The organism is Bacillus sp. FSL M7-0558 (assembly GCF_038003245.1).
GTDB lineage: Bacteria > Bacillota > Bacilli > Bacillales > Bacillaceae > Bacillus > Bacillus pumilus.
This window is the reverse complement of the sequence record NZ_JBBOOU010000001.1, coordinates 841,783-862,388: the sequence shown is the minus strand read 5'-3', so window position 1 is coordinate 862,388 and position 20,606 is coordinate 841,783. Positions and strand designations below refer to the sequence as shown.

General features: G+C 38.8%; 19 protein-coding genes and 2 other annotated features. Of the genes, 4 read left to right on the top strand and 15 right to left on the bottom strand.

Annotated elements, in window-relative coordinates; all coding sequences use genetic code 11:
- Nucleotides 1–359: 359 nt before the first annotated feature.
- Complete coding sequence (locus MHB79_RS04090) at nt 360–1,868, top strand: helix-turn-helix domain-containing protein (RefSeq protein WP_137055515.1); 1,509 nt, start codon at nt 360–362, stop codon at nt 1,866–1,868.
- A 53-nt stretch (nt 1,869–1,921) separates the two neighbouring features.
- On the opposite strand, the gene MHB79_RS04085 is transcribed toward MHB79_RS04090, so the two are convergent.
- The 10 genes from MHB79_RS04085 to MHB79_RS04040 all read right to left on the bottom strand — a co-directional run bounded on the left by MHB79_RS04085 (nt 1,922) and on the right by MHB79_RS04040 (nt 12,017).
- Entirely contained in the window at nt 1,922–2,203 is a 282-nt protein-coding gene (locus MHB79_RS04085) for a hypothetical protein (RefSeq protein WP_003217864.1), read from the bottom strand.
- Between the two features lie 313 nt (nt 2,204–2,516).
- Nucleotides 2,517–3,806, bottom strand: coding sequence for a hypothetical protein (locus MHB79_RS04080; RefSeq protein ID WP_340989095.1), 1,290 nt, complete (start codon nt 3,804–3,806; stop codon nt 2,517–2,519).
- Between the two features lie 17 nt (nt 3,807–3,823).
- Complete coding sequence (locus MHB79_RS04075) at nt 3,824–4,390, bottom strand: hypothetical protein (RefSeq protein ID WP_113386856.1); 567 nt, start codon at nt 4,388–4,390, stop codon at nt 3,824–3,826.
- 170 nt (nt 4,391–4,560) lie between these two features.
- On the bottom strand, nt 4,561–6,483 hold the full coding sequence (gene thrS, locus MHB79_RS04070) for a threonine--tRNA ligase (protein ID WP_340989092.1): 1,923 nt from the start codon (nt 6,481–6,483) through the stop codon (nt 4,561–4,563).
- Nucleotides 6,484–6,533: 50 nt separating this feature from the next.
- Nucleotides 6,534–6,758: a binding site (T-box leader), on the bottom strand.
- Between the two features lie 37 nt (nt 6,759–6,795).
- Nucleotides 6,796–7,018: a binding site (T-box leader), on the bottom strand.
- 174 nt (nt 7,019–7,192) lie between these two features.
- Nucleotides 7,193–7,927: an HNH endonuclease gene (locus MHB79_RS04065; RefSeq protein ID WP_340989090.1), complete on the bottom strand. Its 735-nt coding sequence runs from the start codon at nt 7,925–7,927 to the stop codon at nt 7,193–7,195.
- A 149-nt stretch (nt 7,928–8,076) separates the two neighbouring features.
- A complete protein-coding gene (locus MHB79_RS04060) occupies nt 8,077–8,907 on the bottom strand; it encodes a DNA alkylation repair protein (RefSeq protein ID WP_340989088.1) in 831 nt (276 codons plus the stop codon).
- 190 nt (nt 8,908–9,097) lie between these two features.
- Nucleotides 9,098–10,285: an MFS transporter gene (locus MHB79_RS04055; RefSeq protein ID WP_003218012.1), complete on the bottom strand. Its 1,188-nt coding sequence runs from the start codon at nt 10,283–10,285 to the stop codon at nt 9,098–9,100.
- A 26-nt stretch (nt 10,286–10,311) separates the two neighbouring features.
- Nucleotides 10,312–11,139: a MerR family transcriptional regulator gene (locus MHB79_RS04050; protein ID WP_003218038.1), complete on the bottom strand. Its 828-nt coding sequence runs from the start codon at nt 11,137–11,139 to the stop codon at nt 10,312–10,314.
- A gap of 138 nt (nt 11,140–11,277) precedes the next feature.
- Entirely contained in the window at nt 11,278–11,601 is a 324-nt protein-coding gene (locus MHB79_RS04045; protein WP_003218056.1) for a carboxymuconolactone decarboxylase family protein, read from the bottom strand.
- Between the two features lie 26 nt (nt 11,602–11,627).
- Complete coding sequence (locus tag MHB79_RS04040) at nt 11,628–12,017, bottom strand: tautomerase family protein (protein WP_003218064.1); 390 nt, start codon at nt 12,015–12,017, stop codon at nt 11,628–11,630.
- A gap of 111 nt (nt 12,018–12,128) precedes the next feature.
- Between MHB79_RS04040 and MHB79_RS04035 the strand changes: the two genes are divergently transcribed.
- Complete coding sequence (locus MHB79_RS04035; RefSeq protein WP_340989082.1) at nt 12,129–13,013, top strand: LysR family transcriptional regulator; 885 nt, start codon at nt 12,129–12,131, stop codon at nt 13,011–13,013.
- 29 nt (nt 13,014–13,042) lie between these two features.
- Here the strand turns inward: MHB79_RS04035 and MHB79_RS04030 are convergent, their stop codons facing one another.
- The 5 genes from MHB79_RS04030 to MHB79_RS04010 form a co-directional block, all read right to left on the bottom strand.
- Nucleotides 13,043–13,456: a DUF6508 domain-containing protein gene (locus tag MHB79_RS04030; RefSeq protein WP_106030220.1), complete on the bottom strand. Its 414-nt coding sequence runs from the start codon at nt 13,454–13,456 to the stop codon at nt 13,043–13,045.
- 106 nt (nt 13,457–13,562) lie between these two features.
- A complete protein-coding gene (locus MHB79_RS04025) occupies nt 13,563–15,422 on the bottom strand; it encodes an alpha/beta fold hydrolase (protein ID WP_340989080.1) in 1,860 nt (619 codons plus the stop codon).
- 58 nt (nt 15,423–15,480) lie between these two features.
- Complete coding sequence (locus MHB79_RS04020) at nt 15,481–16,047, bottom strand: TetR/AcrR family transcriptional regulator (RefSeq protein WP_034620919.1); 567 nt, start codon at nt 16,045–16,047, stop codon at nt 15,481–15,483.
- A 154-nt stretch (nt 16,048–16,201) separates the two neighbouring features.
- The gene (gene rlmD, locus MHB79_RS04015; RefSeq protein WP_340989078.1) at nt 16,202–17,587 is read right to left on the bottom strand and encodes a 23S rRNA (uracil(1939)-C(5))-methyltransferase RlmD; all 1,386 of its coding nucleotides are present in this window, start codon (nt 17,585–17,587) and stop codon (nt 16,202–16,204) included.
- A 98-nt stretch (nt 17,588–17,685) separates the two neighbouring features.
- Nucleotides 17,686–18,555: a DNA-3-methyladenine glycosylase family protein gene (locus MHB79_RS04010; protein WP_340989076.1), complete on the bottom strand. Its 870-nt coding sequence runs from the start codon at nt 18,553–18,555 to the stop codon at nt 17,686–17,688.
- 436 nt (nt 18,556–18,991) lie between these two features.
- On the opposite strand from MHB79_RS04010, the gene MHB79_RS04005 reads away from it, so the two are divergent.
- Both MHB79_RS04005 and corA read left to right on the top strand, forming a co-directional pair.
- The gene (locus MHB79_RS04005; RefSeq protein WP_340989075.1) at nt 18,992–19,504 is read left to right on the top strand and encodes a stress protein; all 513 of its coding nucleotides are present in this window, start codon (nt 18,992–18,994) and stop codon (nt 19,502–19,504) included.
- Nucleotides 19,505–19,636: 132 nt separating this feature from the next.
- Nucleotides 19,637–20,596, top strand: coding sequence for a magnesium/cobalt transporter CorA (corA, locus tag MHB79_RS04000; RefSeq protein WP_003218035.1), 960 nt, complete (start codon nt 19,637–19,639; stop codon nt 20,594–20,596).
- The last annotated feature ends 10 nt before the right edge of the window (nt 20,597–20,606 follow it).

Below are 20,606 nucleotides of genomic sequence, written 5' to 3'. Positions count from 1 at the left end.
GACAGTTCAGCATTATATAAATCGCATTCCTTTCTACTCCCTTTCATATGGTAATCAAAAAGTTGCTGCGTTTTATTCTTACATTTACCGTTTCAACAGCAAAAAAATAAACGAAATATCTAAAATGATCCATTTTTATAGGATTCATGGCTTACTTACCACTTTATAAATGAAAAATATGGAGAATCAGGGCATAACATTTGTTTTCGTCTAATTTTTTTCTCTTTTATCATGAAAAGTGAAGACAAAACGATTTAGCCTAAACATTACAATCATTTCATGCCTATTTTGAGTATCAAATGTTCTTTAAGTGAACTTCATAATATAGAGGCAAGCCAAAGGAAGGAGTTAGTTGTTTGATGGAGCTCATTGATAATAAATCAAAGAGATGGATAAACATTTTAAAACTACTTGTATCCAAAAATAAGTGGTGGAGCCTTCAAGAGATATCGAATGAACATATCGGTTCGGTTCGTGCCATTCAAAGCGATTTAGAACAAATGAAATCGTTCAAAACAGAGAACGGTGAGCCGTTAATCCACATAAAGCCGAGACAAGGCATATCCATTTGTTATACACAGACGATACGAGTGGACTACTATATCAAGGAAATTTTAAAAGATACGATTGAAATTCGATTGATTGACGGCATTTTTTTCGAACAAAACAGGTCTTTCTATGAATGGATGGACACGCTTAATATCAGTAGATCCACATTGTATAACACCATTCATAAAATCAATTCCATTCTTATCTCTTATGACATTGAGTTACGCCCAGATAGTATGCAGTTCCATGGAAATGAGAAGGAGATTCGTCAATTCTTTGTTGAATTTTTGTTTGAAGTGTATGGAAGCCGGCTTTGGCCATTCGATGATATTCAAAAGCAAGATGCAGTTGATTTATTACAGGAGCTATTTCAGGTGCTAGAAGTCAATGTGCCAGATGTGGCGATAGATAAATACTGCCTATGGTTCGCCGTTTCCATTCACCGAATGAGGAAAAATTTCACAATAAGCCGTAAATATACGTACTCAATGAAAGAGGAAAAACAAAGTTCTGTAGCCAAAGGGATCTATGATCAAATCCAAACATGGGAAGAGCATATTTGCCGAATGACCAAAGACGTATTTGATGTGACGCTGGATCATCATGAATTTGTCTTTTTGCTATTGATCGAACCAGCTATTGGACACTTTAAATCAATTGAAACTGTCGAAGAAAAATTGACGTTCTTCCAATCACATACACCACGACTTTATGATGCCATTCATTCATTTATCAACCAATTGGAGTCGATTTTTCATCAAGAAATAGCGAATCGCAAGGTGATGACACTCGTTCTTCTCCAATATTATGTGTATTCCAATGAAATTACCGTGAGAGATGGATTCCTTTTCAAAAAGAAATCGAGCTATTTATCAGAGGTGAAAAAACAGTTTCCTTATTTCTATTCGAGGATTACTCATATCATCCAAGAGTTAAAAACAGACGATATCCTCGGTCCTTTTGTGAAAAATGAACGGGAATTGATTCGTATGATTACGTCGTCCTGGAGAGGGCTTGTTCAATTGGAAATGGAACGGAGAAACGTGTTGAACATATTTGTTATTTCAACATTAGGCTATTATCATAGTTTGTTTATTGCGGATTTAATTAAATTAAGCGTACCTCCTCTCATTCACATTTTTACAAGTCCAGAGAATACATTAAATGATGTCACGATGGAGGAACTTGGGATCGATATGATTGTGACCGATACCGAGCTGCCTCTTCAATTCGGACAATCTACGCTGCTGATCAGCTCTTTTCCAACAAAGAAAGAATTGGACAACTTGCACTCAAGATTGGTTGATATGACAGGCTAATGTTCATCAAAAAAAGCTGCTGAGGAGCTCTCAAGCAGCTTTTTGCTTCTGTATTAATGAAGCACTATTTGTTCATTCATCAAATCAATGGCATAAAGTGATTGCTCATATTCATCTAATAGAAGGTATACTTTGAGCGGTGCAGCGGTTTGATCTGTCTGCTGCGTGAATAGGACACAAGTGAATTTTTCGATCCCCTCTGGCAGCTTGCTTTTCAGAAAAGGATGAAGAATAGGAGAGATTCGAAGAGTATCAACATCTTTTAGCCAAAGTTCATCTTGTAACGCAGGATAATGGTCAACCAAAAACTGACGAAACACTTCCAATGTACTCAAGGTAGACATCCTCACTTTCTTCTATCATGGCTTCAAGCTTACCTAAATCAAACATGTTCAAAGTCATCCTATGATGTCAGCCCACCAAATGTCGTATACTACTAGAGACACGATTTCATTTTTTTCAAAAAGCATTGTAGATCAACTTTACTGTCATGAGTGTTTCATATGTATGATGTCTACTAATATTCCAACCGATGGACCTATGATCATATTCTTATCTGTTTCTTTCGTGATGAAACGACAACTTCCTGCTACAAAATTCCAAATTTCTTCAAAAAATTGGTGCAATGAGACAAAAAAGAACAGCTCCTCACTGTTCTTTCAAAGAAAACACTTCGCCGCTCTCTGCATCAACACCATCATGGCAATCGAGCTTTCCGCATAGAACATATTGTTTTTGCGCTTCGTCATAGACGTAAATAGGTGTAAGTTCAAGACGTTCTCTCAATTTTTCAAAGGCTTCTTTCTGAGATACAGAAATATCACTTGCCGCTTGAGAGGGGCTGAGTATCCCGCACACTTGAAACATTTCTTTTTTATCTATGTAATTAACGGCTTCAAACGAGCTGGCGTCAATGAAGACCTTGATCTTGTCCATAAACCCACTGCCTTCTTGCCCGTTCGTTTTTAATATCGCATGGATGTATCCATGCTCACGATGGAGTGTTTTCAGAACCCACTTCCCTGTATCCTTTGGATATTTTTGCGCCAAGAAGGTTCGGACTGCTTTGATACACTCAGCTTGCTCTTCTTTTGATATCGGGAAAGTATCTGGTGATGGTTCCAATGAGAAAGCTTGTTCAGCTGAAATGTTCTCATGAATGTTCATTTCCTTTTTTTCAAAGGCATTGTTTATCGGTTCATTCCACTCAATGACCTCATTCATGTGTATAAAGTGCGTTTCTTCACGCCCAATTTCAAACGGAAGCGTTCCTGTTCCATCGTTTTTCACATAAATTTCTTCTAATGCATAAATAGATCGGATTCGGTTGTGCTCGAAGGAAGGCCATTGAAACAGCTGTACTTGCTGCTCGGCTAAGTTCTCCAGCTTATCAAGAGAAAGTGCATATTCCTCAGCTTTCAGTAATGTTTTGGCTAAAAATGGGCCGTGGTGTGTAAAGTACATGAGCTGTCCATGTTCATTCCATTTCACTTCGATTCTGCCTGATGGCGTCACTTTCACACCATCTATTGCTTCTTCGAAAGAAAGTTCCCCTTTCTCCTTCTGATGCATATGAAAATGCTCATCATAGATCAACCCTGTTTCTTGTTCGATCCATTGAATGACATGAGCTGGATAAGGTCTCTTAAACGTGACACCCTGCTGCGCATAGGTTTTGTCCATGACAAAAATAACCGATTCAATCTGTCCTGTATTCAAATTCACTTCAATGACAGCTGTGCCGTCTGGGTTGATATCGTCGTCCTCAGGTTCAGCTTCATGAGAGGGGAACCATTCCATATTCAATGTATAAATCGTTTCATTGAACATGTTGACGTAACGATGAAAGCTGTGTCTTTTTAGATCATAAAGATCTAAGCCAAATTTCGCCTTTGTCTGATCAATCAATTGTTGTATGTTTGCATTCAATGGTTTCACCTCTAAATAATGATGTTTTATGGAAGAAGAAAAATGACGATAAAGATAGAGATGATGATTGCCATCAATAACCCTAAAGCAATTCCCATCATGTTAGACTCTTTTGTATAGCCTGTTAATTCTCCTTCAGTCGATCGATCGATTTTTCTAAAGCGAAAAAGCATGCTTATATTGATAGAGGCTAGAACGATTAAAAACAATAAAATGGTCAATACAGGCTCGATGTCACTAAATGGATTCATTACATTTTGAAAACTAAATGATTGAAAAAACATAATGCCACTCAATACGACTTTCCACACATTCTCTGAAAATTTTTCTTTCTCCCATTCTTTTCCTAATTTCTCTTTTTCATAAATAGCTACCTGCTCAAAAATAGGTATGAAAAACTTTGTTTTTCCTTTTTTGATAAAGCCGATAATGCCTTGGAGAAGCATTAAAATTCCTAAACACAAAAAGAAATGTGTAAGTTGGATATTAAAGATTTGAATCACCATAAAAAAAGCGATGATCATAAGTCCGAATATCAAATTAGAGACACCTATTTGTTTTGTCCTCATCTTTTTCAGTGCAGCTTGTTCCATGTAATACTCCTCTCCGTTTCAAAGGTTTCTGTTGAACGCTCTATCTTTATTACGATTTCACTGAAAAAATGTTTCAATATTTTCCCTTTCTACTGTCAATTCGGCTTTTTTCGCAAATGAAAAGACGCCCATCATTCGAACGTCTTATTCTTCTTCAAGAAATCATCACATCATATTTGGGCAACCGTTCTGTTTTTTATTTGTTGAGCTGCCAGATATTTAAAGTCATCAATAGAGAGCTGTCTAGATGTCTTTTCTCCATGCTGTCTGATATTCAGTGTTTTTTCTTGCATTTCTGTATCACCAATGACAGCGATATAAGGGATTTTTTGCATTTGTGCTTCTCTCATTTTATAGCCGAGTTTTTCATCCCGTTCATCGATTGTGACTCTGATTCCGATCTTTCTTAATTGCTGCTGCACCTCAAGGCAATGATCAAGGTGAATCTTTGAGACAGGAATGATTTGTACTTGCACTGGTGCCAGCCATAACGGGAAGGCACCTGCAAAATGCTCGATGAGAATCCCAAAGAAACGATCTAGAGAACCAAAAATGGCACTGTGAATGACAACTGGTCGTACCTTTTCATTCTTTTCATTGATATATGTTAAATCAAATTTCTCAGGCATTTGAAAATCTAGCTGAATTGTGGCGCACTGATGGCTCCGCTGCAAGGCATCTTTTATATGAAAATCGATCTTCGGTCCATAAAATGCCCCATCTCCTTCATTTAGCTGGTAATCGACCTTTAGCCGATCAAGCACATTCTTTAGCGCTGATTCAGAGATATCCCAAATGGCATCATCCCCTAACGCTTTTTCTGGACGAGTGGATAGTTCCACAGAGTACTCAAACCCAAATGTCCGATACACATGATCAACTAATTGGAAAATCTGTTTGATTTCAGCTTCAATTTGATCTTCTCTCAAAAAAATATGGGCATCATCTTGGCAAAAAGTTCTGACCCTGAACAATCCATTTAATGCTCCGCTAAATTCATGACGATGCACCTGACCGAACTCAGCCATTCTGATCGGAAGGTCTCTGTATGAATATAAGTTATTTTTAAACATGAGCATATGTCCTGGACAATTCATCGGTTTTAAAGCAAAGCTTGTATGATCTACTTCTGAGAAATACATATTTTCATGATAATGATCCCAGTGACCTGACTTTTCCCATAGCTCTTGGTTCATCATAAACGGTGTGCTCACTTCTTCATATTGCGCTTTGTTTCGCACTTCTCTTGAAAAGGCCATTAATTCATTTCTCACAATCTGACCTTTTGGTAAATAAAACGGCATACCTGGCGCTTCTTCCGAAAACATGAACAGAGATAATTGTTTCCCTAATTTCCGGTGATCACGTTTGCTGGCTTCTTCCATGAAATGAAGATACTCAGCTAGATGTTTTGGATGTTGAAACGCTACACCATACACTCGCTGCAATACATCTTGATGACTATCACCCCGCCAATAAGCCCCTGCAACACGTGTTAGCTTAAATGACTTTACGAACCCAGTAGAAGGTAAATGAGGCCCGCGGCATAAGTCGATAAATTCACCCTGCTGATACACTGTGATGGCTTCTTCAGATGGGAGTCGTTTTAAAATATCAAGCTTATATGGATCATGTGCAAACAACGATTCAGCTTCTTTGTAAGTGACCGCCTTTCTTTGGATGAGATGATTCTCGTTTATGATTTTTTCCATCTCTTTTTCAATTGTAGCCAAATCCTCTACACTTAATGTTTGATTCAGCTTCATATCATAGTAAAATCCATTTTCGATGACCGGTCCGATTCCAAGTGTGACATTGTCATATAACCTTTTCACGGCTTGGGCTAATACGTGTGCAGATGTATGGCGCAGCACTTCAAGCCCTTCTTTTGAATCGAGTGTGACAATAGACAGCCGAGCATCACTTTCCAGCTGATGACTTACATCGACCATTTGTTCATTAATCTTTCCTGCCACTGCTTTCTTCCTTAAGCTCGGGCTAATATAGGAGGCAACATCTGCGACAGTCGTACCTGCAGAGAACCCCTTTATCTTTCCATCTGGAAATTGAATCTTCACCATGTTTTCTCTCATGACTGACACACCTTTCTTTTTTAAAAATAAAAAAACACACCCATCCCGCATAAAGGGACGAATGTGTAATCCGTGGTTCCACCCAAATTCCCATAACGCATATTCGCTTTATGGCTCTGGTGCCGTAACGTGGCATAGTCGGTATTGGATACTTCAATTTTCCCCAATACAGCTCAAAGGTGGTAAGACAACTTTTCTGCGTTAGGAAGATTTCAGCGTGACTTCCCTCTCTGGTAACCGATAAAAGTGGCTCATGTCCTTTTCAAAGCAATGATAATCGTTGAGAGAACAAAAAAACACACCCATCCCTCATAAAGGGACGAATGTGTAATCCGTGGTTCCACCCAAATTCCCATAACGCGTATTCGCTTTATGGCTCTGGTGCCGTAACGTGGCGTAGACGATATTGGATACTATGATTTCCCCAATACAGCTCAAAGGTGGTAAGACAATTTTCTGCGCTAGGAAGATTTCAGCGTGACTTCCCTCTCTAGTAACCAGTAAAAATGACTCATGTCCTTTTCTTCGCTTTTAATTTCTCCATATCTTACATGAAGGTGATGGATCATGTAAAGCTTTATTTTTTGCAGTGCAATTGAATTTCATTCTTTAAATGATATGTTGCGTGAATTTTTGAAATTAAATTTGTCTGTTAGCATCCTATTTTGCTGTAGGAATAATTAAGCCAGAAATAATTTACTTAGATTTCTTAATCCTTATAGTAAGAGTATAACTGTGAAATTTCTATATCTATTCCACCTTTAACAAGTCTTTGTCTCCTACTGTTAAATAGTTTATCTAATATTTCTCTCTTATCCTCAAATCGTCCATAATGGATTTTTTTATGACAGACTAAACAAATTGAAACAATATTAGCATGGATGTCTAAACTATGATCAAATTGATCTTGATATTGCATTGGTATCAAATGGTGAGCCTCTACATAATTCTCCCCATTAAATTTAGAAATAAAATGTTTGTGTTGATTGTCAAACTCACATAAATAGTTTGCATCAGCTACAGCTCCACTTGCATATTTAGGATTTCTACGCCATACCTTTTTATTATTCACTAACCCATGTTTAGGCTTACCTTTTGGCTTATCCTCAATATCAACACTACTCACTTCAGCGGGATTTTCTATTAGGTATTTATCAAATTCCTGCTCCTCTTTAAATAGTTCTGCTTGTAACTCAGAATCATAATAATACTCAATGTATTTTTTCAAATGATTTAAAGCTACACTATACATCCTATGTCCTTTTTCATTCTTCTTTTTAAACTCAGCATTACTAAGAATTACATCAATAAAGGCAGGATCAGTTAAAGTAAATAAATTAGTACTCTGTAATCCATAACTTTTTAATTCTGAGGATATTATACCAATAGCTTTAGAGTATCTTCCTATAGAGTATGTTTTATATTTGCATAAGTTCTTAACCATTCAGCAAAAGTATCTTGATTCATCAATGGTGCTATTCACTCTCTCTGTATATTGTTTTCTTTATAAATAGATATTTTAGAATTAGTCAGCAGAAATAATATGATCTATTGAATTTTGTATAATAAAGAAATTTCAGTTCATGTTCTTATTCACAAATTCCCCTTCACAATCGTTCTCTTGGCTTTCTTAACAATTCTGCTAGTTGCTTTTGTGTCAGAATTCTTTGACCACTGGTCGCACAGGTTTGTTACCCAATTTGGTTGTGTTTTACTTGCGTCATTGAGCCAGTTTCCTACAGAATCTTGAACATATATGGATGGATCGGATTTGAGTAAATTTAGAATAGGCAGTGTCCTCTCTGGCTCTTGTTTTAATAACTCAATATGCTTTGTCCATACCCCTCTCGGACGGAGCGACTCTACAGAGAACCGGCGAATATTTTCATCCTCGCTTTTTGCCCATTCTGTTAAATGCTCTATACTTTGATCGAGCTGAAGACTTAGACTTTCTCTCACTGACATCCATGCAATTTCTCGAACACCAAAATGATGATCAGCTGCAAATGGCTGAATGTACGCAAGTTTCTCTTCCAGTGTTGATAAACTCTGTTTGTTCATATAAGCAGCCCAACAGCGAACGCTATCAGATATGTGGTGAGCAAATGCCAGCAGCACTTCCGCTTGTTTTTCTTCATTCTCTTCATGTAGCACGTCATCTAACAATTGACCAATGAGCCGAATGGCTTTCATTCCTGATTCAGCTTTTTGTTTAGTGATCTCAGATGATACATCGTCTAAACGATGCTCTAAACCAACGGACGGCAAAACATGCTGTATTAGCGTCATATGATTGACAGCCAGCCATTCAGTTAAATTCACACTTTCGATCTCTCCCTGATTCAAAAGGGTCAAGACGTCATGAGGGATATCAGTCCCCTTTCGAGCGCCTTTTCGATTGATCATTTCCTCACTTATTGGCATTCTGTATTCTCTCCTTGTCTAGTGGTTCTTTTGTTTGATATTCATTGTTTTTAAAAGGAATTTGTTGATGCTTTCAATCTTTGGATATTGACTCCTATTGAGCAAATAAACAACTTCACTGGTGCATTCTTCAAATCAAAAAGGAACTACCCGAAATAAGTAGTTCCTTTCATACAACATTGAATGTAAGTTAGCTTCCTTGCTCGATCACCTTCAAACTCTTGCGCTGAGAAAATCGGTCAAACGCTACCATTAGAATGGTCATGAGTAGAGCGAGAAAAACCGTGCCAGCACTGATCCAGCTTAGGTTTAATATAGATGTTTCGCTTAGCACAATCCCTCCTACACCAGAGCCTAAGGCAAATCCGAATTGAATAAATGATGTATTGACACTTAATGCGATATCAGGAGATTTTGGTACAAGTGTGACAAGATATAGCTGCTGAGCTGGTGATGTGCTCCATGTAGCGATCATCCATATCATGATGACAGCCACCATGAGCACGAGATTATCTGTGACAAATGATAGCAGCAAGAGCATGATGATTTGCAAAATGATTCCTGAGAAAATCGTGAATATTGGGCCTTTTTTATCTGCCGCCATCCCTCCAAGGCTGGAGCCCAAAAAGCTGCATATTCCTGCTAGTAACAAAATGCCACTGATTTCTGTGATGCTAAGATTTGCTGATGCTTGCAGAAAGGGCGTTAAATAGGTAAACAACGTGGAATATCCACCTACATAGAATAGCGTCACTGCCACCGCCAGTAATATTCGCTTGTCTTTTAAAATCGATAACTGCATACGAAGCGTCACCGGTTCTTGTTCTTTCATAGAGGGGATTCGCCTATACACAACAATCAGCGGAATAAGCGTGATCAATCCAATGGCTGCGAATAATGCTTTCCATCCGATCATACTGCTTAGAAATGTCCCGATTGGAACGCCTAAAACCAAGGAGCTGCTGAGTCCCATTAAAATGATACCAATAGCTGTTCCTCTTTTTTCACGTTCTACAAGACGAGTCGCAACAGCCATTGCCACCACAATAGCCGTCCCCCCACTGATTCCTTGTAAAATCCTTGTCATCATCACCATTTCAAACGAATGGCTGACACTTGTGATGACATTACTTAAAATAAAAATAATTAACATCCATGACAGTATTTTTTTGCGGTCTATATTGATGGTCAGTGCAATGACAATCGGTGCGCCGATGGCTGCTGAGAGCGCTAAAGACGTGACCAATAATCCAGCGGCAGACGTCGTGACATGTAGATCATCTGCGACCATCTGGATAATGCCTGTAATGATATATTCGATTGTTCCGATTAAAAAGGCTGCTAATGCAAGTAAATAGACAACGGTTTTATTTTTCATCGTGACGTTTCTCCTTTGGACAATGCTTACGATTTGATTTCATCTATAATAGGAATTTGAATTTCAATGAGTCTGCCTTCTTCATTTTCAGACAATGGGTAATAAATCTCTCGGCCTGGCTGGTCTTCTTTCACGCGGTATCCATTATTTTCGATCCATGTCGCCAGGTCAATACAAGCTGTTTGGGCGGATGGAGAATGTGAATGAAATAATAATGTCGCCATAGTTTCTTCAGCAGGTAACGTTCGTATCGTGATTCCTTGAGGAAGATTGCCTTTTAACGCTTTGATGGAATACCCGACCTCAAATTCAAACTCACTTTCCTTTTCGACTGATTCCCTCCATAGCACCACTTGTGGTCCCGAAATTGATTCTTGTTGATGTTTAAGTAATAAATGATGAAACGTCTGAAAAAATGAGGGGATCTCATCAACCGTTCCGTTAGATTGGAAAGACAGGATGCGTTTGCTTTCAACGGATTTGATGATGACCTCCTGTTCTTTTTCAACACATCCCTCTCGTTTGATGAGGTGCATCCGCTCCTTAATACGCGCCAATTTCTGTTGTTCTCTCTCGATCAATTGCTGAATTTCACTTTCTTTCAGCAGAAACATGCCCTGAATCTGCTCTACTGAGATATCTTCACGAAGAAGCTGAGCCATTTGCTTTAACGTAAAGCCCAATTCCTTGTACAGAAAAATTCGGTTGACCTCAAGCAGCTGTTCAGCTGAGTAATAACGGTATCCTGAATCTTGATCAATCTGCTTAGGCTTTAATAAATCAATTTGGTCATAATATCTTAAGGTTTTAACAGGCACTTTACTTAACATAGAAAAATCGCCGATCTTGAACATCCTGCATCTCCTCCGTTTTGTTGATCTGATCAAAGTATAAACCTTTCAGTTAAGGGGAAGGTCAACAGAAGAATTTAAAATAAAATTTACCGCATATAAAAAGCCCTATCTCAAATAGGGCTCGTTGTTTGATGAACTTTATTCGTCCTCCAAAATATGTTTAGCCGCTTCTAGTGCTGAAGCTGCTTTAGGCCATCCGATATAAAAACTAAGATGGGTGATGAGTTCAATCAACTCGTTCTTCGTTACACCATTTTCTTTGGCAAGATGTAAATGATATTCCAGCTGATTCAGGCTGCCCGCACTTACTAAGGCTGAGACTGTAATCAGACTGCGATCTCTTAGAGAAAGTTCCTCTCTCCTCCACAAATCTCCATAGAGAACTTTTTCTGAATACTCAACAAATGCTGGAGCAAAATCTCCGAGAGTGTATTTTACAGTTGGCTTGATTGGTTGATGCATAGCTATTTCCCCTTTCATTCGTTCCGTTACTTGATCATCTGCGCAAGCCCTTCTCCAAAAGACCAATTCTCCAAGCCTGTCTCAATCAGCATAATGAATACATTTTCTTTACGTATATTGAGCTGGCAATACAACTGGTCAGCTATTTCCTTATATAAAGACTGCTTCTGTTCCTCGGTTCTTCCTGAACCACATGTAATTTGGATATATAAAAGGCGATGATCCCTCTCATGACGAAGAAGATAATGGGGATCATAAAAAAATTCGTCTTTCTTATGTGAACTGAACACCTGAAAGTAGTCTTTTTTAGGAACTTGAAATTCTTTCATCAGAGCCTTCATGATCGTTTGGCTAACAGAAGCTAAGCTTTCTTGATCGTACGCCTTTTCCATATAACTGACTTTTACAAATGGCATGATTATCATCTCCTTTTTTCTATTTCACTTCATTTTACATCCCAATACTTATTTTATATAATTGAATAATATATAAAATTATATTCATATATCGAATGGAGATTATTAGAAATGGACTTAAAAGAGTTAAAAGCATTTCAAGCCGTGATTCAGGAAGGAACATTCTCAAAAGCCGCTCAAAAATTGAATTATGCACAGTCGACCATAACGAATCAGATCAAACGATTAGAAAAGGAGTTAGGATTTCAATTGTTTGTAAGAGGATGGGAGGCTGAATTAACCCCTTCAGGACAATTGTTTGCCAAAGAGATTGATCAGTTGATACTCCATTGGCGCTTTGTATTAGAACAATCACAAAAACTCCAAAAAGAAGAAATCGGAACCTTGAATATAGGCGTCATAGAACCAATTGCTGCCACTATTCTTCCTTCCGTCCTTCAAATATTCAGGAGACATAAACCGAATATCACATGCCACTTTATCATCGGTAATACAGACTTTCTTTACAAGCTTCTGCTCAAGGGTGAGATTGATTTTGCCATTGCAGGGGAACCAGTGATGAATACACTTCCGTTTGAGGAGTTGTACAAGGAGGAAATGTCTTTTATTATCGCAAAACAGCAGGCAGATCAAGTTGGAACGATTTCATTGATCAAGGATCTTTATCAACAGCCTTTGATCATAGGCGGGGAAAGCTGTTTATATCACATGAAGTTACAAAAGGAACTCTCAAGAATTAATGTGGAGCCGTTCACTTATACCATCAGCCAGATTTCAGCAATTCCATCATTTCTAAAGGAATTCCCCTCTGTCGGAGTCGTCCTTTCCTCTATCCCATTGTCAGACGAGTTTGTGCAAATTCCAATTGAAATGGAGGACCCTTTTATCTCGATAGGAATCTTAACTCATAAGGAACCCCTTCTCTCTCTGGAAAAGACCCAGCAGCTGCTGCTTGATCTATTTCGTCAAGAAGCGGAGCAATTCACATTCTCGTGATCTCGTTTCAGAAACAAAAAACCTAGATTTTATACATCTAGGTTTTTCAATCTTTCAAGCCATTTTAAGATGGCTCCGCTTTTAAAGAAATTGAGTATGGCACCCTCGCTAAATCGTTCGGCTCTCACAACCTCCATCATAAGAGCAAGCACACACTGCGCATTTAAATTTGAAATGTCCACATTCTCCATATCATTCATTCCCGATTCAATCCCATTTTCTTTAAGGATCTCTCTGTAGCGGATAAGCCCCATTTCTTCGTGTTGTTCTGCAAAGGTATAAATATCTTCTATCAAGTGACGGACCGTTTCGGAATATTTCACAAAAGGCATTTGAATCGGATGTTCAGGTGTACCATCATTTTCTCGATCGATGACCCATTCTCCAATAGGATCTTCCTGAAGCATCGGTATGTATTTTGTTAGAATATCGAATTGGCTCATTCTCATCCTCCTCTATTTCATTGATATGGTTCACTTTGTTTCTCACGATTTCATCAAGTAATCTACTATTAAAATTTTTTAGCCACGCTGGTCTACCTCAAACCTTTTATTTATCCCATACCCTCATCTGCCTTATGACCAATGTTGCCGTTTCACTCGGATGGCTAAGTGGGAAATGATGACCATATGGAACAAAATCAACCTTGCCCAGATGTGACGGGGCAGAATAGCCTTTGTCATAATCCCCCCAAATAATATGAAGATGATTCTTTGTGACTTCATTGAAATCATCTTGATCGGTTTTCAGTAATAAATGATTAAGCTGAACCGTCGTATTTAATATTCTAGGAGACGTAAAACTATTTCTGACTTTTTCAATATAATGTTCAGGGATGCTCTCCGTATTTTCAAACAAACCATTCCTTAATACATAACGCCCTATCATATTAGTCGTTGCCCATTTCAATGTCCATTTGTTTATCAATTGAGGAACATGTCGCGATGCAGTATTTTTCTTATCAACAGGTGGCTGAAGTAACGTGATTGAATACTTCTTATCGATGTATTCTTGTACCAATGCCTCCAGAAGAATATACGAACCGAATGAATGACCAATTAGATGTGCACCATTCGTCGCTTTCTCCAATATCTTTTTCAAGACATTCAAATACATATCTAGAAGATGTTTCTCTCGTTTAAAAGGAGAACGCCCCAAACCTGGAAGATCCAAGATCCATACAGGTTGACCCGTTTTTTTATGAAGCTCTTGTGCTAAAGGGAATAAATCCTCTCCATCGCTCAATAAACCATGTAATAAAATAAACGGTTTACCCTCTCCTTTTAATTGGTAAAGGGTCGTGTTATCACATAGTGTTCGTTTAAATAGATGATCATCCTTACCGTTTTGATTCATCATTCGATAATCCAGATCAGCTACTACAGCAGGGAAAAATTTCATGACACTCGTCTTCTGAAACCAATCTTCTCCCATTATTTTTTTCGCTGCAACATTTGAAAATGTTCGTTTTGTCATAAAGTTCAGTCCATCAGAAGGAATATTTGTCATTTTACTTACGCCACTATTCATCATAGCTTTCATCAGTGGCATTGGGACAGAGATTTTTGGTGCCCTCATATTCATACTTTCTGACATCACACTCAATAATTCACCAATATTCTGATCGCGCTGCTTGTCTTCAACAAGCGTATATGTTTGAATAGCCGGTTGCTCCAGTTTGAAAACCTGCACAATAAACCTCGCAAACTCATCGTTTGAAATAAGTGGTAACCTATAGTCCTTACCTCCAGGAATCACCGGCATGAGCCCTCTTCGCATACTCTTCACAAGCAAACCTACTCCTGCTATTTGCTCTGTACTCCCCGTTTGACTACTACCGACGACAGTCGGCGGATTAATGACAGAAAGCGGATAACCTACTGCTGATGCCTGTTGACGAATATAAAGATCTGCTAAAAATTTTGTTCTCTCATATGGATTTTTTATTTCCAAATAATGGTTTACTTCTTTAAACACATCAATTTCAATCTTGCTATTTTGATCATCAAAGGGACTCATATAACCGACAACATGAATAAATTGCTGCAAGCCCTTCAATTGATGAATACTTTTAGCTAAGTCACTCATATGTTTGGCGCCATTTAAAAAGACGGAAGCTGCCTTTTTACTTGTCGCTTGAATATCCATGGGTCCTCCTGCGTGAATGATCACATCCGTTTTCAACACCTTCTCCTTATCTTCAGCACTTAGACCCAAATCGACTTTCGTCAAATCACCTTCAACAAAGTGCATCACTGCCTCTTTTAAAATACCTCTTTCTTGAAAAATGCGTGTTGCTTTACTTTTCGACCTCACTAAAAGAAGAATGTTCACATCCTCTTTGGCTAATTCTTTTACTAACTCCTTTCCAATAAAGCCCGTTCCACCAATTAATAATACTGTTCTCATATAAACATCTCCCTTTTAGTACTAATTAGTACTAATTTAATGTGAAAAAAAAGCTTCTTTATCGAAGCAAGTTAAACATATGATCGGCTGTTTTCGTAATGACAGTGGCATCCTTCAATGTTTCTGAAATAAATAACGCGCCTTCAAGATTGGTAATAAATAGTGATGCAACCTCATCAATATGAATCGTCTTTCTGAATTCTCCATTCTCTACTCCTTGTTTCAGTAATAGAGAAACTTTCTTTTGTAATCCTGTAAAAAACAGACCTATTTTTTCTTTTATTTGTGTGGCCTGTGTAGGACTTTGAATATAAAGAGTAATAAATGGACAACTCCCTTTATAGTCTCTCGATTGAACTCCTTGTGATAATTGCTTTAAAAATAGTTGGATACGTTCTTCAACTAAAAATTGGTTCTGAGATAGTACGTCATCAATTGCAGATTGATACATGTCAATCCAATAATCAACGACCCCTTCTAATAATTCCTCCTTATTAGAAAAGTGATAATACACATTAGACTTTGACACTTTGCTTACACGTACTAATTCATCCATGCTTGTATAAGCAAATCCTTTTTCTAAAAATAAAGTTGCAGCTACTTCAAGCACACGTTTTTGATTCATTAATTTTACTTTTTTCATAATTAGAACTATATAGTACTAATTTAAACATTGCAAGTGTATATGTTCATTTAGAAAAAAGTCTGATGAAAGAAATGCCCGCAAAACAAAAAAAGCTCGAAAATCTAATATTGATTTTCGAGCCTTGATTTAAAGTCTATTTTTTCACGAGCGATACAACAGTCTCCACATGAGATGTATGCGGGAACATATCGACTGGCTGCATGTATTCGATTTTGTAGTCTTTTGACATGTATTCGAGGTCTTTTGCTAGTGTTGATGGGTTGCAAGAGACGTAGACAAGGCGTTTTGGCTTGACTTGTTTGACGGTGTCTAAGAAGGTGCTCTCGCAGCCTGTTCTTGGCGGGTCCACGACGATGACGTCAGGACGGAAGCCTTCTTTGACCCATTTTGGCAGCCAATGTTCAGCTGTTCCTGTCACATAGGTCGCGTTTTTCATGCCGTGTTTTTTGGCATTTTTCTTGGCATCATCAATCGATTCTTTGATGACATCCATTCCTCGTACTTCTTTGGCGCCATCTGAAAGCCACATCCCAATCGTTCCAACGCCGCAATACGCATCGACAACTTTTTCTTTGCCAGTTAGTTTTGCCGCTTTTTTCGCTTCGTCGTAAAGCTTTAGCGTTTGCTTCGGATTCAATTGGAAGAAAGCACGTGCACTCAGTTCAAAGGAGACGTCTCCTAAAAATTCTTGAATGACCATGTTGCCAGCTAGGTGAGATGTCTTATGGCCAAAGATGACCGACGTTTTTTCACCATTGATGTTGTGCATAATGGACGTCACTTCTGGCAGACGTTTTTGAATGGCTTCGGCGATTTCTTTTTTCTTTGGAAATTCCGGCTTTGATGTGACAAGAACGACCTGCACTTCCCCTGTTTCAAAGCCGACACGCACAACAATTGAGCGTACATCGCCTTTTCTCGTCCGTTCATTGTAGACCGATACACCGAATTTCTCTAAAATTTTGCGGACAACGCCCGTTGTTTTGTTCGTTTTTGGATGCTGCACGATGCATTCCTTAATCGGTACAAGCTTATGAGAGTTCAGTCCGTAAAGCCCCGCAATGATGTCACCGCTATGAGAACGCCCTACTTGGAACTGACTTTTATTTCGGTAGTGCCATGGATCTTCCATACCGATCGTTGGCCTGATATCAAGCTGTTCAACTGGTAGTTTTGTATGTCGTTCCATTGATTGAATGACAATATCTCGTTTTTCCCTTAGCTGCTGCTCATACGCCAAATGCTGAAGCTGACAGCCGCCGCACTCTTCGTATACTGGGCATGGCGGTTTCACTCGATGCTCGGAGCGCTTTCTTACTTTTCTAACCGTACCTTCTGCATATTTTGTTTGGACATTCGTTGCTTCCACAACCACTTCTTCGCCTGGAAGCGCACCTGGGACAAAGACCACTTGCTTTTTAAAATACCCGACCCCTTCCCCATTAATGCCAAGGCGTTTAATGGTAAGCGGGAACTGCTGTCCCTTTTGCAAAAGGGCACCTTGCTGTTTTTCCTTCACTTCATTCTCTCCGTTCTATCTGAACCCTTGATAGGTTGTCTTCATTTTATTCCATTTCATTAGTATACCATGACTTGGACAAAGAGAGAAAATCCCTTTCATTTATCTGTCTCAATGCTTCTCCATAAATATAAAGATGCGTAGCTTAAATAGGGAGCCCAGTCCTTGCTTAACACTGCCATCTCTTCTTTTGTCGGCTTTTCAGGCAGGTCAAAATGACGCTTGATGGCGTTTTGAATCCCGATATCTGCCATCGGAAAGAGATTTGGTCTTCCAAGTCCATTCATGAGCACATTTTGAACTGTCCAAGGTCCAATCCCTCTAATTGGAAGCAGGCGTTCTTCCACCTCCAGATCAGTTAATTCGTGTAATTCTTCTAAACAAAGAGAGCCGCTCACAATTCGCTTCGAGACATCGATGACATATTCCGCTTTCCGCTGACTAAATTGGAGCTTTCTCAATTCCTCTGTTTCAAGTGAGGCGATGGTTTCTGGTAAAGGATCAAACCAAACCCCCTCTATTTGCTCGCCATACGTATGAACAAACCGTTTTGTGAGTTCATAGGCAAACGCCAGATTGAGCTGCTGATGAATGATGCATTTCATCAAGCAATGATATAAGTGAAAATCCAGCATGAGCGGTGTTCCCTTATGACGCTCAAAAACGGGCGCTAGATTTGTTTGAGAAAAATGCTCATGCACAGCGTCTAATTGATGCTCCATGCCAAATATCCGCTTCATCTCGCATATGAGAGGTTCCTCAGGACCATTTCCTTTCACCCGAAACGTGGGCGCTTCTTTTGTTCCCGTGGCTCGAACGACGACAACGTATGGTGTTTGTTCTAATCTGATTGGTACTTTGATTTCTCTTTTATTCAAATCGACTGCTTTTAATGGATCATTTGATAAGCGTCTCAGCACTTGATCGAAGTGATATGGCGGTTCAACCACCAGCTGTTTTTCCCACATGTTTTCCCTCTTCCTTTCTGCAAACACGCGCAGATGCGATTGTTTCATTTTGCTTGAATGATTCTCTATATTAAATATTTTTGAATATAAAGAGTACAAGAATTTATCAGTTATATCTTCCTTATTTGTGGTCATTCTCCTTTTGGTCTGATGAAAGTTTTTGGTCGAATTCAGCTAATATTCGACATGATCCTCCAATATTTTAGGATCATTTTCCTTAAATTAGAAATAGAACCTCTGGGTGATATCTTCTATCCCGAAAAAATTTGTATAATTATGACATATCAAGGAGGTGAACAAAGGAATAAGCTGATTAGGCAATCATTTGTTTTATCTTGCAGGAACATATTTTACCTCATTGATAACCGGCTTCACCTAGTTTCACTTTTTACGAAAAGGAAGACCCAAACATTTTAAAACAAAGGAGATCCGACCAATGAAAAAAACCATTCTTTCTATTGCCCTTGCCACTGCTGTTTCTTCGACACTGCCAGTATTTGCTGACGCTGCTGAGAAAAAAACGTCAGCACCCGTCTCTACTACACTACAGCAAACTGTATTAAACAAAGATGCTGAAGGAAAAGCTGGAACGACAGCTAGTCCTAATGTTAACGTCAACTTCGATGTTCTTGGGATTGCCAATGCGATTGTTAACGCAGTAAACGCAAATGCAAACCGTCCTGGGTTCGTTAAAGGCGTGATGGAAAGCACATTCTATGCTGCTGGTGGCAGATATAATGTCATGGTCTTTAACCTAAGCCAAAATTATGAAGACCGCTTTAACGGCGTGAAAACTTTTGCAACTGCTAATCTTGGTAACGTTGTTTACGGTATTTGGGTATTTGAAAGTGGTACCTTTAAAAACAACGGCGATGGCGGCTGGGATAACTGGGCGTTCAGAGGCTGGTTTGACCGTCAAGATAAATTTGTTACGTTCCGTCGTCCTTAATTCTCGGTTTTATCCATCAATCATACACGCACAATGGACCGATCTCAGTGATGAGATCGGCTTTTTTATGGAGAGAATGTATAAGTTCACTGGCGTTGCTTCATGATATAATGCAAGTCTGGAGGGGTGTATATGCTGAAAAAACTTGCAGTGACAAAGAACGGAGACTTGATTGAACATGCAACATTGCATCAGCTTTCAAGCCCCGATATCGCCTGGTATTGGATTGACTTTCATGCGCCAACGGAAAAGGAAGCAGCACTGCTGAAGGAATTCTTTCAGTTTCATCCGCTTTCAATTGAAGATTGCTTCCATTATTTACAGCGGCCTAAGCTTGATTTTTATGAAGAGTATTTATTTTTCGTTCTTCATGCTCTCAATCAAAAAACACTTCGTTCAGAGGAAGTGGACCTGTTTGTTGGGGAAAGTTTTATTGTCACCTTTCATTTAAAGGAAGCACCATACATTGATCGTGTGATGCGAAAGCTAAAAGCATCTGAACACGCGCGAAATAGTGGACCTGAGCATCTTGCCTACATGCTGATTGATGATCTGGTTGATGATTATTTCCCGATTATTTATCAAATTGAAGACAGGTTAAATGAGATCGAAGATGAAGAAGGTCATAAAACGTACGGTACTTTAATGAACGAAGTATTCGGAATTCGGTCAGACTTGTTAAAGCTAAGAAGGACAATTATTCCGATGAGAGACCTTTTATATCGTATCGTGAATATTAATATGATGAAAAACGATAAAAATAGACAAGCCTATTTCAATGATATCTATGACCACCTTCTGAAATTAACAGAGATTGTCGAATCAAACCGTGATATGACAGCCGATTTACGAGACAGCTATCAGACGCTGAATTCTAACCGAATGAATGCAATCATGATGACGCTGACCATTGTATCGACCATCTTTATTCCATTGACCTTTATTGTTGGAGTGTACGGAATGAACTTTGATAACATGCCTGAATTACACTGGAAGTATGGCTATTTTGGCGTACTGATTTTCATGGGTCTGCTCGTCTCGGGTATGCTTTTGTGGTTTAAGCATAAAGGATGGTTCCGCATATTCAAATAATGTGTAGAGT